The organism is Salegentibacter lacus, assembly GCF_020164555.1.
Classification (GTDB): Bacteria; Bacteroidota; Bacteroidia; order Flavobacteriales; family Flavobacteriaceae; genus Salegentibacter; species Salegentibacter lacus.
On the sequence record NZ_JAIQZB010000029.1, the window covers coordinates 16,032 to 31,877 of the forward strand.

A 15,846-nucleotide genomic window follows, 5' to 3' on the forward strand; every position below is an offset into this window, starting at 1 on the left:
ACACCTAATCAACGAGCAAAATTATGAAACACTTAAGTAAAATTTGGTTGCTTCCCCTGCTGTTTTTTGTCTTTACCGCTTGTATTGATAAAAAACAAGAACAAAGTGTGGAAGTGAAAACCGCAGAAGAGGTTAAAGAACAGAAGGAGGAAATTCCGGATATTGCCGATAGCAGTTTTAAAGATGGTATGACAGGTGCTGTTTATCATTATTATTTAAAAGTGCGAACCGCCTTATTTAACGATGATCTGGACGCGGCCAAAGATGCTTCTGAAAGTATTGCAAACAGTTTTGATGAAGACTTTTCGAAATTAAAATCTCTTTCTGAAAAGATGGCTAGAGCCGAAGATATTGAACAACTACGAAGTGCTTTTTCTGAATTCTCCATTGAAGTAGAATCACTCTTTAAGCAGAATCTTTCTGCAGGAACCATTTATAAGCAACATTGCCCAATGGCCTTTAACAACAAGGGAGCATTCTGGTTCGCAGAAGTTGAGGAAATTAAAAACCCTTACAAAGGTGAAAAAATGCCGAAATGTGGTAGTGTTACGGAAACGATCAAACCAAAAAAATAAATTATGCAAAAGGGAAATTACGCGAAATTCGGACTAATGATGTTGGTCTCATTTATAGTTATGTACGGCATTATGTTTCTAAATGCTGATAAGTTTGAATATGTAATGCTAAGCACGATGCGTACGTATATGACACTTTTAATGATAACGGCAATGGCGGTTATCATGTTGTTGTTTATGCTGGGGATGTATAAGAACAAAACGCTTAACGCCATCATCTTAGTAGTTTCTATAGTTGGCTTTGGTTCTGTTTATTATATGATGCGAACACAAACCGGCATTTCAGATATTCAATATATGAAAGGGATGATTCCTCACCATGCGTCGGCAATTTTAACCAGTCAGGAAGCCGATCTTAAAGATCCAGAAACTAAAGAACTTGCTAAAGAGATTATTGCAGCTCAAAAAAGAGAGATCGCTCAAATGAAGAAAATAATTTATCGTCTCGAGAATGAAGATGATTAAAAATAATCCGCAATAAACTACCTAAGGACAAGCTTACAAGGAATTCATAATGAATATTTGTTTAGAAAGAGGAAATTGGGCCTATTTGGCAATTTGTTTTTTGCACCTCACGTCACCTCAGCCTTTAAATAAAAATATCACAAAACTCTAAACAGCAGAAAAGAGATTTTACAGGAAATTGAACAACACAGGACGAATTTAACCCCAATAAGATATGAGTATAAAAAAGCAGGATAGAAGAAATTTTATAAAACTTGGATGTGCCGGTGCATCTGTACTTATTGCCTGGCCATTATTTCAGTCTTGTGCCGATGCCAATGGTACTAATGATCCTTTAAAATTAAATCCCGATTTTAATCCAGATATTGATATTAAACTGACTGCAGCAGAACAGGAAATAGGTTTATTTGACGGAAGAAAAACAAAATGCTGGTCGTTTAAAAGTGAGTTAGTAAAGGGTGAGTCCGATAATCTTCAACAAATTCCTAACGGTTACCTTGGCCCCGTAATTAAAGTGCGCAAAGGCCAGAAAATTCGAATACGCTTTACAAATGAGTTGCAGCAGGAAAGTATTGTACACTGGCACGGGATGCATGTCCCAGAGGAATACGATGGCCATCCAGCAGATGTTATCTCCAATGGTGAAACCTATGTATACGAATATGAAGTAATGAACCGTGCAGGAACCTATTGGTTTCATCCTCATCCCCATGGAAAAACCGGGGAGCAAGTGTACAATGGACTTGCCGGAATGTTGCTCGTTTCAGATGAAGAAGAGGAAAGTTTAGGCTTACCTACTGGAGAATTTGATCGTTCAGTGGTAATCCAAGACCGCAATATCGATAATGATAATCAACTGGTTTATCTTGACAATGGAAGAATGGATAGGATGATGGGGTTTCTCGGCGATAAAATCTTTGTAAACGGTAGGCCTGAACAGGAATTATCGTTAAAAGCAGGGTGTAAATACAGGCTAAGGATACTTAATGGTTCTAATTCAAGAATTTATAAACTTGCCTGGAATAATGGGGAACCACTAAAAGTAATTGGAATTGATGGCAGTATTCTGGAGCAACCTAAAGTAATGCCCTACTTAATGCTGGCTCCTGCAAAAAGAATAGATCTATGGGTGGATCTTGAAAACAAAAAAGAAGGTGATGAAATTGAATTAAAAAGCCTTGCGTTTGAAAGCGGTATGACGGGAGGAATGATGAATGGCGGAATGATGAATAGTACTAATACCCGTTCACCTTTAGGTTCAGAATACAGCCTTTTTAAAATTAAAATGAACGAGAGCGGTTCAAATGATTTTCTACTTCCTGAAAAACTGGTGTCTTATGAAAAGCTGGATCCGAATAATGCAATTAACAAGAATAACCCCAGGGAATTTAATTTCTTTATGCAAGGAATGGAATGGACAATTAACGGCAGAACCTGGGAAGGTAGTGATGTAGCTGAAGAAGAAATAGTAAAATTAGATACTACTGAAATATGGCAGCTTTCCAACGAGGGAGGAAAAATGATGGGTGGCAATGGAATGATGGGTGACGGCGGTATGATGGATAGTGGCAACGGAATGATGGGTGGCGATAATGAAGGTGACGGTATGGGAAATATGATGCAGATGCCTCACCCAATTCATATACACCAGGTACAGTTTAATATTTTGGAGCGTGATACTTCCGAAATGGATCCTGCGGTTTGGAATTCTATCAAAGATGGATTTATAAATGAAGGCTGGCAGGATACTGTGCTGTTAATGCCGGGCATGAAAACCAAAATTATTATGCGCTTTGCAGACTTCAAAGGCATTTTCGTTTACCACTGTCATAACCTGGAACATGAAGATATGGGTATGATGAGAAACTTTAAAATAACATAGAATAGAAAAAAATATTATTTGTAATGAAGGCTTTCCAAAGGGTTAATAAAATCTGGAAGCCGTAAAATTAATTTTAAACTAAATACTTACTACTATGAGAACAATTTCAAAAACACTAATGTTTATTAGTATAATGGCTGCAGCTGTAAGCTGTCAGTCAAGTTTTAATGCCACTGAGACCATGGAACTTCAAAATAATCGGGAAGCAGTATATCAGGAAATGATTTCGAACCCTGCCCAATTAAAAGAATTTATGGAGTTGGCGCAACAAGATGAGGAAGCAAGAAAGATCATGATGCAAAGCCATATGCAAATGATGGAATCAGGGAAAATGAAAGAGATGATGGGGAATAATCCTGAAATGAAGGAAAACATGAAAAGTCATATGCAGAAAATGATGGAGGAAAATCCTGAAATGAAAAAGAAAATGCAATCAATGATGGTCGAAAAAATGTTGAAAAGTCCTGACGGCAGAAAAATGCTGATGCAGAGAATTCATGAAAATGAGGAAATGAAAAAAGAAATGATGGAAAAAATGAAAGAAAACCCTGAAATGATGGAAAAAATGAAATCTAAAATGAAAGATAAAAGTTCCAGGTCTGAGCAATAATAACTACTAAAAAGTAATAAATTATGATGATGTGGTCCTGGTGGATATTAGGCTTTATTCTTCTTTTTTTCGTAATAATCCTTTATTCCCGTAGAAATAAGAACAGAGCAGTTGAAAAAACACGTGAAAGCCCCTTGAATATTTTAAAACAAAGGTATGCAAAAGGTAAAATAACCGAAGAGGAATTTGAGAAGCAAAAAGAAACCCTCAAAGAAAAAAACTAAGGACAAAAAGTAGAAATAATGGATGGAAATAGGAGGTTATGGGTATTGGGAGTATTGTTTTTTTGTACAATTCCTCTAATTTTTGGCCAGCAAGATCGTGGCGTTTCGGTAGAAGGCAATGTAGATAATTGGCCGGTTCATGAATACAGTATTACCATCGATGAAGAAATGGTAAACCTAACCGGAGATTCCGTAAAGGCCATGACAATTAATGGAGGCATACCGGGGCCGGTACTGGAATTCACCGAGGGAGAATACGCTAAAATTCATGTGACCAATAATATGGATGAGGAAACCTCAGTTCACTGGCACGGGCTTTTACTTCCTAATTTTCACGACGGGGTACCTTACCTTACCACTCCACCCATTCTTCCCGGGGAAACTTTTACTTATGAATTTGCTCTAAAACAATCCGGGACCTATTGGTATCATTCCCATACAGGTTTGCAGGAACAAAGAGGGATATATGGTGCAATTCAGATTAACCCTAAAGAACCAGCATTTGAATATGATCATGACCTGGTTTTAACTTTATCAGATTGGATGGATGAGAAACCACATAAACAATTGAAAAATCTAAAAAGAGGGAATGAATGGTATCTAATTAAAAAAGGACAGGTTCAAAGTTTAAATAAAGTATTGAAAGAAAATGCACTTGGAGCAAAGTTAAAAATGAGCTGGCAACGTATGCCAGATATAGCGATATCAGATAATTATCACGATCTTTTTTTGGTGAATGGTAAGCCTAAACTAGAATATCCCGAATTTAAACCGGGAGAAAAAGTCCGGCTAAGATTCGTGAATGCCTCTGCCGCTTCCTATTTCTGGTTGACCTTTGGAGGAGAAGATCCTACTTTGATTGCTGCAGATGGACTAAATGTAGTCCCGATAAAAAAGGAAAAAACGCTTATTGCTGTTGCTGAAACTTACGACTTTATAGTAACAATTCCTGAAAATGGAAAATTAGAAATCAGGGCAACTTCTCAGGATGGGTCTGGGGAATCGGTTACCTATCTCGGCGAAGGGCCAGTTATAGGGGCACCTGAAGTTCCGGAACCGAATCTTATAAAATCAATGAAGCAAATGATGTCTATGGATATGAAAATGGGTGCTCCTGCATCAAAATTCAGACCTGGTCACCAGGATTCCATAAAAGTCATGAAGAAATATGCGATGGAAATGGATATAAAAGGTCAAAGCATGAATATGGACAATATGGGCCATTCTAAACATGATATGGAGAAGGATTCCAATGAAGATATGGCTAAAAAAATGGACCATGACATGTCAGGTCAGGAAGGTATGAAGATGGATATGGAACAAAAACCCTTGCCGGCCGATGTTGTTATAGGCGACAATATGAAAACTGCGGGAAATCCTGAGTTTAATTATGATTATTTAAAATCTCCTGAAATAACAACGATTTCAGATGAACAACCTCTTAAAGAAATGTTGTTCAACTTAACAGGAAATATGAACCGATATGTATGGAGTATCAACGGAGTACCTCTTTCTGAAACCGATAAAATTAAAATCGAACAGGGACAAAAAGTACGTATTACGCTTAATAACCTTACTATGATGCACCACCCTATGCACCTGCATGGGCATTTCTTTAGGGTGATTAATGAACACGGTGAATATTCTCCTTTAAAACATACAGTGAATGTTGCGCCAATGCAAAAAACTGTTATAGAATTTGAAGCAAACGAATATGGGGATTGGTTTTTTCATTGCCACGTTCTTTATCATATGAACAGTGGTATGGCCAGGATATTTAGTTATGATACTCCGCGTGACGAACGTTTAAAGAATTTTCCTTTATCTAATCTTACTTTAGAAGCAAATGAGATATTTACCTGGGGAGAAGTTATGGCCGGAAGCCATATGACTGAATTGTTTGCCACCGCTTCCAATATTCGAAATCAGTTTACATTCCGTGGTGAATATGGATGGAATGAAAATCTAGAAGCCAGCCTTACCTATGAGCGTTATTTAAATGATTATTTTAGAGTGTTTGGAGGTGTGAACGTGGAAAATGAAATGGAGGATAGTCTCGAAGAACTGGAAACCACAGCTATTGGAGGAGTTCGTTATTTATTACCAATGTTGATTAATTCTGAATTGCGAATCGATAACAAACTTAGGCCTCAAATTGCCCTTAGCGGAGGAATAATGGTTTTTCCCAGGATAGAATTTTTTGGAGAATATGAATATAAGATGGATTTTGGTTGGAATACAACGCTGCCGCATAATTCAAATTTTGAAAATGAGCAAACCTGGCAAGCCGGTGTTGAATATGTTTGGGGAAAAAACACAAGACTTTTTGCCAGTTACGATAACCGGTTTGGTGCAGGAGCAGGTTTGTCATTGCTATTTTAATTTAATAGTTATTTCTGTCACTGGATGTTCGTCATACTTTCGAGTATCTCTAAAATAAAAAAGTCTTTCAAATAAAAGCCCTAAAAACATAAAACCCTGCAAATCATAGTATTTACAGGGTTTTAACATCATTCGAATTCTCTAAAAGTGACCTTGCCAGTATTCCAACCCAACTTACGCATCTATGGTCTGGAAGTAGTTCCGGCAATTTAAAAATTCAAGGTAACCTTTTAGACATCTTTAATTTTGATCTTATTTGTGATATATTGACTTCAATTCTATAAAAATACAAGGAATTTGGATTCCCAGAAAATTTGATTTGCAAAGGTTTTAATTTGAATTTTCCATTCCTTACTATGTTCTAAGTAAATTCCCTTCAGAGAGAGTCTTATAAAAATCTTCCCAAGACCGCCTGCTAAGCAAACTAGCAGAGAGATTCTATTCTAGACAGGCTTGATCATCTTTGTTATTAGTTTATTTCAAATATATCCACTCTCTCTGGCTTTTTCCAATAATGCTTTATTACCTTCTCCCCTAACTCCAAAGACATCTTTAAGTTTTTTCTTTCTATCCTCTACAGCTCGCAAAGATAGGTTTACATATTTGGGAAGATCTTTAGTCTTGGTTCCTAAAGAAAGCTGGTAAAGCATCACTCTATCTATTTCGTCTATTGAGGATTTCTGGGCTACTCCCGATCGAAGAAGATTTGAAATTTTAGAACCATAATAAGGAGGTGAGTATAAAACTTTCTCTAAACAATGAATTAATTCCTTGGACGTTGTTTCGCCCTTTATTAAAAAACCATCTGGTTGAATATTTGACAAAATGTTGAAAATTCTGAAATGATCTTCTAAAACAGTTAGAATTATTATTTTAATTTCGGGAAACTCAGTTTTTATTCTAACTCCCAGGTCTTCCCCTGAATGGATTTTACTATATTCTAATACTGGAAAATTAATGTCCAAAAAAACTACGGAATAATTCCCTGTTTTAATTTTCCCCCAGGCATAATCGCAATTATCTGCCATTTCAATATTAAAATTGAGAGCATTGAAAATTTTAGCTTTAGATATTACGTTTTTATATCCTTCCATAATCATATGGTGATCATCTATTAATAGAATATCTAAATCTTTTTTTGACTCTTGCATTTATATTTTCCTTTTCAACGATTAACTTAGTGGAACCGTCAATTTTAATGTCGTTCCTTTTCTATTTTCACCTAATGAACTTATATTAATTTTTCCCTTTATTTTTTTCACCCGGGCATAAATATTACTAAGCCCTATACCATTTTTTATCTTTTCTGGATAAAACCCTATACCATTATCTGCTATTGAAATAATCAATTGATCATTTAGATTATCAAATTTAATCCTGGCTTCAGTAGCTTTAGCATGTTTATGGATATTGCTTATAGCCTCCTGAAGTATGCGATATATATTAATTTTAATATTATTATCAATTGTATCCCAATTAATTGCCTCCTTAAATTCGATATGAAATTTTATCTTTCCGGCATTTTGACTTTTCACAAGTTCTTCAAGAACCGTTTCAAAATTTACATTAGTTAAAGACGTTTTATTTAATCTATGGGAAAGCAAGCGAATTTGATCTGATATTTTTTGAATTTCCCTAATATATTTAAATCTTTCACTCTTGCTTTCGCTATCATCTTCTTCGTTCAGAGAGTCTAAATTCAGCCTTATCCCAAAGAGTTTCCCTAAAATTCCATCGTGTAATTCCCTCGAAATGTATTGCTTCTCTGTATCACGACCTTCTTCAAATTTTTTCTGCTGATCTATAACCAGATTGTAAATCTCCTGGTTTGCCGTTTGCTTTTGTTTGATAAGCTTATTTTTCGCTCTTTGATTGCTAATAATGTATAACAGAATTATTATTAGGATTACTCCGGCAGAAATCAAGCTAGTCTGTAAAATACGGTCATTTAACCGCTTGGTTTCTGAAATATAACCCTCGGTTTCAAATCGTATTCGCGCAAATTTATTTCTAACGGCTCTTTCCCTTTTTTGGAGACTGTCATTAATTTTTATATACTCTTGAGAATAATTTAAGGCACTGTCTTTTACGGTATTTGAGAGAAATTTTAATGAAGATAAATAATCCCTGGTATTCTGAATTTTTAATGCCAGTTCCTTAGTAGCTAAGGCATAATTTATGGCAGTCACAGAATCTTTTTTCTCCAAAAAATATTCAGCCAGGTGCAGCTGATTGATTGTAATCCCGTCATTAATATTCAGATTTTTTCGTATTTCTAAAGCTTCTAAAAAGTCTTTATGTATTCCTATTGTATCCTTAGAAAACAATTTAACGTAAGCACTGTTATCTAATATCATTGCATACATCTTGGGATCAGTTGTTTTAATATTTTGGTTATAATTCATAGCCTTTTGAAAATTAGCCAAGGCCTCTTTATGGCGCCCACTGTTCTGGTACACTACACCTATATTATTCCAGAGGGACGGATATAAATATTCTCGACCTGACATTTCTAAATAATTAAGCGCAATTTTATAATTCTCTAAGGCCTTTTCGTACTCCTGCAATTCATTAAAAATTATTCCTAAATTATTATAAGCTGAATATAATTGTTTATATTTTTTTAATGACTTTAACAGAGTTATTGCCTTTATAGTAGTAACCTCACTTCCTGTATAATCCTTAACATTTTTTTGAACAAGAGCCATGTTCAGTAACAACCTGGCTGAATTGAATTCCTCCCCTAAATTTTGATATATCCTATGGGCATTAGTATAATAAAAATAGGCACTGTCTTTAGTTGAGGATTGATAAAAATTACCCAAATCCCAATATGTAGCTGCTATTCTGGCAGAGTCCTTTATCCTAAAGAAAATATTTCTAGCTTCACTATTAGAACAAAGAAATTTAACCGAATCCTTTATCATCAAATATTGGTAAGATATTTCCAGTAAATTATCATTCTTTAGGCTGTCATTTTGTATCGTAGAAATACTGCTGTAAGCACTGTCTAATATCTGCTTCTTTTGAGTTTTATTTAAGGTAGTATCAGAAAATATTTCATCTAAGGTAGGTTTTGAATTTTTATGCCTTACTTGATTATTATCCTTACAGGAAGTAAGTGATAGTAGCAAAACAAAAAGGAGTAAAAAGCTATATTGCGTTCGCAAATGGAAATTAATTTAAGCTAAGTTTATTTATTGCATTCTAAAGGCATCTGATCAATGTTTTAAAGAGTTAACTAATGCTAAGCTACTTTCAGATCACAAAAACTTACGTAAAAACTTATAGAGTCTAAACTTAATAAAATTTAAATTATTCGTACAAGAATTAAATTGTGGTTTTACCACGTAAATAATGTGGGAAAATTTTATTGTTCAGAAACCTCAAATATTAACTTCGTTAAATATTCTAATCAGCGATTAAAAAGGGGGCATTAGGCTTTAAAACTATTAAAAAGAAATTGAAAAACACATTTATTGTAATTACGATACTTCTTTTATCTGTGAATGGTTTTTCTCAGAAAGTTTTTGAAACGGAAACTTTTTTTGGAGTTAAAGCTGGTGGAAATATTTCAGGAATTTATGCTGACCCTAGCATCGATCAGAAAATCTATAATGGACAAACTTTGGGTATAGTTTTTAGACATACTTCTGAAAAAAGTCTTGGAATTCAGATTGAACTGAACTACAAACAATCTGGATGGAATGAAAGTCTAGATTCCACAAATATTTATAAGAGAGGTTTAGATTTTATTGAACTTCCATTTATGACCCATATTAATTTTGGAATTCAAAAAACAAGATTAACGCTTAATTTTGGACCATACGTTTCTTATCTCCTTTCAGAGGAAGAGGAAATTAGATTATTAGAAGGGTTTGAAGAAAGAAGATATTATGGACAAAATACAAACAATAAAGTGGGGTTTGGATTAAGTTTAGGATTTGGAATTTCCCGACATACTTCTATCGGAGTGTTCCAACTAGAAAGTAGGGTCAGTGCTAGTCTAACAAATAGCTTTAGCAATACGACAGACTCATATTTTTTTTCATCACAAATTTTGAATGCTGAGTTAAGTTTAATTTATATGCTAGAGCACAAAACCTTAAAGAAGCTTATCAAAAGTCTTATTAATATTTAAAAAAGAAGAGTAAATCGAAAAGTTAAAAACTTTGCATAACACCATATAAAAACAAAGATGCTTAAAACAGTTTTAAATCGAAATTTGGTGCCCGCTTGCAAAGCGGATTGTCCTGCCGACAATCAGGCCCAACAGTTAACACGGTTTTTATACTAGACGATAGCTTTAATTATTATTTATGACACCAGTTCAAACCGCAAAATTTTTATCTTCATTTATTATAGTTTATTTTTTAAGTATAAATATTCTAAATGCTCAAAAGGATGAAATTAATAAAACAACAGAAGAATATAATAATAGTTCATATCTGACAATGAATGTATTATCTCCATTAAACACCAAAAGTCCGAGATGGCGATTTGGCTATATCAAAAATATTAATGACAGATGGAAAGTTGGATTCGATGTTGGTTATGGAAATCATAGTTTAACCTTTTATGATTTAGGAGACAACTATGAGTTATGGGAGGTTCGACCAGAGTTTTATTATTTTTTTAAAACTAAACGAAGAACAAAGAAATATTTATCTGTAGAACCATTTTACATTCATCACAAAGATTTATTTTTTGACGGAACCTACTTTCCAGAAAACGGAGAATCACTCAGTTATGATAAAGTAGATTATAAGAGACAGAAATACGGAATAAACTTTAAATATGGTTTCATATTTAATTCAAAAAAAAGAATTGGTTTTAATTTATACACAGGATTAGGAATAAGAATAAGGAAAAACACATTCACAAATACTGTAAACCCAGAGATAGTAGATTTGGGACCTGAAGGTGGAGATATGTTCGGATTTGATAATTATCGAAGGGTAGAAGGAAACAATTTCGGAGGAAATTTTGTCTTAGGTTTAAAAATATATTATCGATCAAATAAATAAAGCTCACACTATATCCTATGAAAGCAATGCTTTTACCTGTTTCTTTCCTATTAAAGAATATTTTGAAATTGGGATACGGGGAAAAATGTTTTATAGTCTTGTAGAAATAGAGAGTCTTTCCCTTTCCCCGATACTTAAGTTCAGTTTTTAATTTACCCTCGTGATATTAAACTATAATACAAAAGGATTATTAGGGCTAATAGTATTCTTATTGGCATCTTCAGTGTATTGTCAAAAACACGAAAAAATATATACGTCTACGAACATTTTAGAAGTTTATAAAAATACAGATGAGAGTCTTATTCACTATGAAAATCAGCTAAATACTGGGTGGGGTTTGGAATTAAATTCTCTGCATGGTTTTTATATCCTCAGGAAATTTGTTTTATCGGCTGGGCTAGGAATTAATTTAAACATAAATGAGAATTATAGAGCCATTCCAGCTATAGTAGAGTTGAAGTTTCATTTTAGTGATTATGGCATTAACAGTCCTTATGTTTTATTGAACACCGGGAAAAATATAAAAATAGGAAGTTTCCAACCGGGTCAGACTGCCAAATTAGGATTCGGTTATAATTTTGAAAGCGATTATATTTTCCAGTATACTATTGAATTTTTTAAAAAATCTAAAACTTATTACACCAGCGAAAGCCTGGATGTTAATTATAATTACCGAGCCAACGGCTATGGAATTTCCGTTGGGATCACATTTTAAATAATTTACCTATGATAAAAAAAACACTTCTTTTAATTGCAATTTCACTTATTACTCAACATTCCTGGACCCAACAAAATGCCGCTGTAGAAAAGTCTGTTTATGGATTTCAAGCAGGGGTATTAGGATTTTGGGCACATAATGAATCCAGATTGGATAAAAATATATCCCTTCGAACCGAATTAGGTTTAGATGCAGGAATCTTTTCCTCAAATGCAGATTTTAGCGGGTCTAAGGTGAGCGTAATTTTTATTCCATCAATCAGCCTAGAGCCACGTCTTTATTATAATCTTCGTAAAAGAATGGATAAAGGAAAAAATATTAGTGAGAACAGTGGAAATTTCGTTGCTCTTAAACTAAACTACCGGCCGGACTGGTTTACCCTCTCCAATGTTGGAAACACTTCAGTGGCCGACAATATTGCTATTATCCCGAAGTGGGGGATTAGAAGAACTTTTTGGAATCATCTCACTTATGAATTGGGAGCGGGTGTAGGTTACAGAAAATATTATCTAAAGCAGTACGGTTACAATGAAAATCCCGGGGAGGTTGCTGTAGACTTGCATATTAGGATAGGGTATACATTTTAATTTTTTTTGATACATACATAAAATGAAAACTTATATTTTTAAAGCTTTTATAATACTAATTATTATCACCTTAAACTCTTGCACAGACCAATCTGATCATGAGAGTCGGTATATCATAGAAAACGCAACTGACAGGAGAGTTAAGATTAAATTTTACGACACACAAGTGGTAGGTGTATCAAAGTTGGTCCTATACAGGGAATTAGACGGTGCAGGTATTATGTATGATGAGCTTAAAACATTGGATGGACCAAGTGATAAGGAGATTCCCAAGGATGTTTTCGGTGCCGATTCGTTAGTAGTTATTTTTGACAAAGAAAAAATACAATCTCATTATTCAAGTTTACCCTTTGAAAATTCTTTATCAGATTTTGGAGATTATCTAAATGAAGGAAATATGAAAAGTTATATTATATCCGAAGAAAACTACCAAAGTGCAACGTCTTGTGACGGAGCTTGTGAATAAATCTAATACCAGATTAGGTGCAATTAAACCTCCTTTTTTACAATATTTTCCGAAGTAACCTTCTTATAAAAACTAATTTCTGAATTTATAAATCTTAGAATTTAACGCCTAAACTAAAACCTACAGATTTGTAAAATAGATTTCCAGGATCCTCATCGTTAAGAATCGGGTCACTTCCATCTAAGTGTAGGTAATTTTGTTCAAAAAATGCGTTGGCGTTTATATTAAATCCTGGTCTTTTTAAAAGGGGAAAACCTAAACCAAACCTAAAATTATTGCCATATTCAAATCTTGATTTGTCTAAGGAGAAATTAACGGCATCGTGTAAATAAATATATACATTATTGCTATCCACAAAAAAATACCTGATAACACCACCTAGTTTAGGTATAAAGTAATTAGGTCTAGAGCGAAGCTGAAACCCACCAACTGCCCCTATACTTAGCTTTTTAAATAAAAGATAATTGTATGTATATTGAGCCCCCAGGCTAAGGTTTTCTTCTAAATTAACCCTATTTCCCCTGTTCTCAATACCGTAGCCGTACCTGACTTCATATGGCGGTATGACATCGAATTCTGCGGTTGAATACCACTTACTTGAAGAATCTTTATTTTCCTGCCCAAAGCTAGAAAAACAAATAAAAATTAATATTGTTAAGGTAAATAATTTTGTATTATTCATATCTATTATCTACTTTTTTCGGATGAATTATTTCTAGCCTATTTTAATGCGAAAGTATATTTTTTCGTTTTAAAGGTCTCTGGTAAAAACCGTATTTCTTATGTGGTTTTACAACGTAAATAATATGGTGTAAATAATTTTAGTGAGATTTATGAATTCTAACTTAATATCTGATATAAAGACATAATTTTCTCGACGCTAAAATTAAAAAGGGGGTGGAGAACTTAGCCCTCATACCCCCTGTAAAAAAAGTCCTGCTTGGAACAAAACTTAATTGCAGACTAATATCAGATAACGCTGTTCTTATCAGCCGAAAGCCGCCCCCATCATCTGCTAGGTGTTGGCCGCTCCTTAACCGCTATCTTTAACTTAATACAAAAATAGGAATTTTAAAGTATCCAAAGGCAATGGTATTATTACCGCCTTTTAAAAGTATTTCTTTGTTCGAACTCAAACAGACAAATTTGGTTTGGGAAAAATCTGTTTTTGCTTATTCTTATTTAAAATCTTTCTCAGGGCATTGATGTCCTGACTCACTTTGTTTTCCAAAACCCTGGCAAAAATTTGAGTTGTAGAAATTTTGGTATGCCCTAAGAGTTTAGAAACTGTTTCAATGGGTACGCCATTACTTAAAGTTACTGTGGTTGCAAAGGTATGCCTGGCCATATGGAAGGTCAAATTCTTTTTTATACCACAGAGAATAGCCACTTCCTTTAAATAAACGTTTAATTTCTCATTCGTAATTTTAGGTAACTAGGTTTCTGAGACTAAGGTCATAGGATGATCTTCGTATTTCTTTATCAATTCTAAAACAGGATCTAATAAGGGTACTTTAATTGGTGTATTGGTTTTTTGCCTTTTTGAAATAATCCATTTATCCCCGTCAATTCCAATCGAAATATTATTTACGGTAAGATTTTTAATATCCACATAACTTATACCTGTGTAACAACTAAAGACAAACAAATCACGAACACGATCAAGTCTTTCCACTGGAAACTCATAAGTTTCCAAATTGGATATCTCGGATCGATTTGTGCCAGTGATTTCGGTCGGTTAGTGCCAGGCATTTCGGTTCAAATTGTGCCACTTTTGGTTTTTAGTTGAGCCTATATCGGTTCGATTTGTGCCACTTGTTTCGGTTCGTTTTGTGCCACTTTGAAAGATCAAGTAAATAATACCTTGTCGCTTAAAAACAAGCGATATGGCCAATACACTTGATCCAATGGACTTAAAACAAATTATTTCCTTACATCTCGATGGATTTAGCAACCGTAAAATAGGTGCCACCCTTGGGATCTCCCGCAATACGGTAAATACTTATATGCGGCTGTTCAAGGCCAGCGGTTCTTCCCTTAAAGAATTATTGGCCCTTGATAATGCTGGCTTAGAAAAGCTTTTTCCTTCACACACTACTATTGACAACCCTCGTTATGAGGAACTGATGTTATATTTTGAGGGGGTCAATAAGGCCCGGAATCATCCAGGGTTTACTTTTTTATACCATTATCAGGAATATGTAGCGCAGGCTAAAGATCCTTATGGTTATACCCAATTTATGGAACATTACCGGCGCAAATATGCCAAGGTTAAAGGTTCGATGAAACTTGAACACGAACCTGGAAATGAAGTCTTTATTGATTATGCCGGCAAAAAGCTCCAAATTATTGATAAGGAAACCGGGGAACTGGTCCCGGTAGAAGTATTTGTAGCCATCCTTCCCAACAGCCAGTACACCTACGTGGAAGCCTGCAGGAGCCAGAAACGAGAGGACCTGATTACCTGTTGCTGTAATGCTCTGCACTTTTATGGAGGCGTCCCTAAAGCCATTGTCTCCGACAACCTAAAATCAGCGGTCACTCGTGCTAGCAGGTATGAGGCTGACATCAACAGGAGTTTTAAAGACTTCGCACGGCATTACGGCTGTGTGATCAATCCTGCCCGGGGCTATGCCCCGCAAGATAAAGCCTTGGTGGAGAATGCCGTAAACCTTGCCTACCAGCGAATCTATTATCCCCTTCGGGAAATGAGCTTCTTCTCTTGCAGGTGGTTTTTGAAGGTAGTGGTATCTGCGGTGGTTTGGGCTAAGGTATAATTGGTAATGAACTGGTTATTGGTGGAGGCCTGAAGGTTATACCCGGGTTTTAATTGCCCATTTTGCATATAATCATCTTTCATCCGCATAAAAGTGGCATCGGGATCTGTTTTGCTATAGCTGTTGCGCTTGC

17 protein-coding genes and 1 pseudogene are annotated in these 15,846 nt (G+C 34.8%); 12 read left to right on the forward strand and 6 right to left on the reverse strand.

What is annotated here, in order from left to right:
* Window positions 1–23: 23 nt before the first annotated feature.
* The 6 genes from LB465_RS16965 (at window position 24) to LB465_RS16990 (ending at window position 6,138) form a co-directional block, all read left to right on the forward strand.
* Complete coding sequence (locus LB465_RS16965; RefSeq protein ID WP_224471115.1) at window positions 24–575, forward strand: DUF3347 domain-containing protein; 552 nt, start codon at window positions 24–26, stop codon at window positions 573–575.
* 3 nt (window positions 576–578) lie between these two features.
* Window positions 579–1,040 carry a DUF305 domain-containing protein gene (locus tag LB465_RS16970; protein WP_224471116.1) on the forward strand — a complete coding sequence of 154 codons (462 nt, stop codon included), beginning with the start codon at window positions 579–581 and terminating at the stop codon, window positions 1,038–1,040.
* A gap of 214 nt (window positions 1,041–1,254) precedes the next feature.
* Window positions 1,255–2,922, forward strand: a complete 1,668-nt coding sequence (locus LB465_RS16975; RefSeq protein ID WP_224471117.1) for a multicopper oxidase family protein — start codon at window positions 1,255–1,257, stop codon at window positions 2,920–2,922.
* 94 nt (window positions 2,923–3,016) lie between these two features.
* On the forward strand, window positions 3,017–3,532 hold the full coding sequence (locus LB465_RS16980; protein ID WP_224471118.1) for a hypothetical protein: 516 nt from the start codon (window positions 3,017–3,019) through the stop codon (window positions 3,530–3,532).
* Window positions 3,533–3,561: 29 nt separating this feature from the next.
* Window positions 3,562–3,756, forward strand: a complete 195-nt coding sequence (locus LB465_RS16985; protein ID WP_224471128.1) for an SHOCT domain-containing protein — start codon at window positions 3,562–3,564, stop codon at window positions 3,754–3,756.
* Window positions 3,757–3,774: 18 nt separating this feature from the next.
* Window positions 3,775–6,138, forward strand: coding sequence for a multicopper oxidase domain-containing protein (locus tag LB465_RS16990; RefSeq protein WP_224471119.1), 2,364 nt, complete (start codon window positions 3,775–3,777; stop codon window positions 6,136–6,138).
* Window positions 6,139–6,617: 479 nt separating this feature from the next.
* On the opposite strand, the gene LB465_RS16995 is transcribed toward LB465_RS16990, so the two are convergent.
* Together LB465_RS16995 and LB465_RS17000 are read right to left on the reverse strand one after the other, a co-directional pair.
* Entirely contained in the window at window positions 6,618–7,289 is a 672-nt protein-coding gene (locus LB465_RS16995) for a response regulator (protein WP_224471120.1), read from the reverse strand.
* A 21-nt stretch (window positions 7,290–7,310) separates the two neighbouring features.
* On the reverse strand, window positions 7,311–9,308 hold the full coding sequence (locus LB465_RS17000) for a tetratricopeptide repeat-containing sensor histidine kinase (RefSeq protein ID WP_224471121.1): 1,998 nt from the start codon (window positions 9,306–9,308) through the stop codon (window positions 7,311–7,313).
* 293 nt (window positions 9,309–9,601) lie between these two features.
* On the opposite strand from LB465_RS17000, the gene LB465_RS17005 reads away from it, so the two are divergent.
* The 5 genes from LB465_RS17005 to LB465_RS17025 all read left to right on the forward strand — a co-directional run bounded on the left by LB465_RS17005 (window position 9,602) and on the right by LB465_RS17025 (window position 12,936).
* A complete protein-coding gene (locus LB465_RS17005; RefSeq protein ID WP_224471122.1) occupies window positions 9,602–10,279 on the forward strand; it encodes a porin family protein in 678 nt (225 codons plus the stop codon).
* A gap of 178 nt (window positions 10,280–10,457) precedes the next feature.
* Entirely contained in the window at window positions 10,458–11,165 is a 708-nt protein-coding gene (locus LB465_RS17010) for a hypothetical protein (protein ID WP_224471123.1), read from the forward strand.
* A 160-nt stretch (window positions 11,166–11,325) separates the two neighbouring features.
* Window positions 11,326–11,880 carry a hypothetical protein gene (locus tag LB465_RS17015; RefSeq protein ID WP_224471124.1) on the forward strand — a complete coding sequence of 185 codons (555 nt, stop codon included), beginning with the start codon at window positions 11,326–11,328 and terminating at the stop codon, window positions 11,878–11,880.
* A gap of 11 nt (window positions 11,881–11,891) precedes the next feature.
* Complete coding sequence (locus LB465_RS17020; RefSeq protein WP_224471125.1) at window positions 11,892–12,470, forward strand: hypothetical protein; 579 nt, start codon at window positions 11,892–11,894, stop codon at window positions 12,468–12,470.
* A gap of 22 nt (window positions 12,471–12,492) precedes the next feature.
* Complete coding sequence (locus tag LB465_RS17025) at window positions 12,493–12,936, forward strand: hypothetical protein (protein ID WP_224471126.1); 444 nt, start codon at window positions 12,493–12,495, stop codon at window positions 12,934–12,936.
* Between the two features lie 94 nt (window positions 12,937–13,030).
* Here LB465_RS17025 and LB465_RS17030 read toward each other — a convergent pair whose 3' ends face one another.
* From LB465_RS17030 to LB465_RS18535, 3 genes are all read right to left on the reverse strand, one after another.
* Window positions 13,031–13,618 carry a hypothetical protein gene (locus LB465_RS17030; protein ID WP_224471127.1) on the reverse strand — a complete coding sequence of 196 codons (588 nt, stop codon included), beginning with the start codon at window positions 13,616–13,618 and terminating at the stop codon, window positions 13,031–13,033.
* 450 nt (window positions 13,619–14,068) lie between these two features.
* Window positions 14,069–14,362: a tyrosine-type recombinase/integrase gene (locus LB465_RS18530; RefSeq protein WP_394370949.1), complete on the reverse strand. Its 294-nt coding sequence runs from the start codon at window positions 14,360–14,362 to the stop codon at window positions 14,069–14,071.
* Between the two features lie 9 nt (window positions 14,363–14,371).
* Complete coding sequence (locus LB465_RS18535) at window positions 14,372–14,611, reverse strand: site-specific integrase (RefSeq protein WP_394370948.1); 240 nt, start codon at window positions 14,609–14,611, stop codon at window positions 14,372–14,374.
* A 232-nt stretch (window positions 14,612–14,843) separates the two neighbouring features.
* Here LB465_RS18535 and istA point away from each other — a divergent pair, with 232 nt between their 5' ends.
* A complete protein-coding gene (gene istA / locus LB465_RS17040; protein ID WP_224471129.1) occupies window positions 14,844–15,713 on the forward strand; it encodes an IS21 family transposase in 870 nt (289 codons plus the stop codon).
* Here the strand turns inward: istA and LB465_RS17045 are convergent.
* Window positions 15,659–15,846, reverse strand: a pseudogene (locus tag LB465_RS17045) (IS5/IS1182 family transposase); the annotation flags it as partial. The gene istA and the pseudogene LB465_RS17045 overlap by 55 nt on opposite strands.

Excerpts from the sequence above, each read along its gene's own strand:
- LB465_RS16990 (WP_224471119.1), top strand. The coding sequence starts at position 3,775 with ATGGATGGAAATAGGAGGTTATGGGTATTGGGAGTATTGTTTTTTTGT.
- istA (WP_224471129.1), top strand. The coding sequence starts at position 14,844 with ATGGACTTAAAACAAATTATTTCCTTACATCTCGATGGATTTAGCAAC.
- LB465_RS16965 (WP_224471115.1), top strand. The coding sequence starts at position 24 with ATGAAACACTTAAGTAAAATTTGGTTGCTTCCCCTGCTGTTTTTTGTC.
- LB465_RS17020 (WP_224471125.1), top strand. The coding sequence starts at position 11,892 with ATGATAAAAAAAACACTTCTTTTAATTGCAATTTCACTTATTACTCAA.
- LB465_RS17030 (WP_224471127.1), bottom strand. The coding sequence starts at position 13,618 with ATGAATAATACAAAATTATTTACCTTAACAATATTAATTTTTATTTGT.
- LB465_RS16970 (WP_224471116.1), top strand. The coding sequence starts at position 579 with ATGCAAAAGGGAAATTACGCGAAATTCGGACTAATGATGTTGGTCTCA.
- LB465_RS16985 (WP_224471128.1), top strand. The coding sequence starts at position 3,562 with ATGTGGTCCTGGTGGATATTAGGCTTTATTCTTCTTTTTTTCGTAATA.
- LB465_RS16980 (WP_224471118.1), top strand. The coding sequence starts at position 3,017 with ATGAGAACAATTTCAAAAACACTAATGTTTATTAGTATAATGGCTGCA.
- LB465_RS17010 (WP_224471123.1), top strand. The coding sequence starts at position 10,458 with ATGACACCAGTTCAAACCGCAAAATTTTTATCTTCATTTATTATAGTT.
- LB465_RS17025 (WP_224471126.1), top strand. The coding sequence starts at position 12,493 with ATGAAAACTTATATTTTTAAAGCTTTTATAATACTAATTATTATCACC.
- LB465_RS16975 (WP_224471117.1), top strand. The coding sequence starts at position 1,255 with ATGAGTATAAAAAAGCAGGATAGAAGAAATTTTATAAAACTTGGATGT.
- LB465_RS16995 (WP_224471120.1), bottom strand. The coding sequence starts at position 7,289 with ATGCAAGAGTCAAAAAAAGATTTAGATATTCTATTAATAGATGATCAC.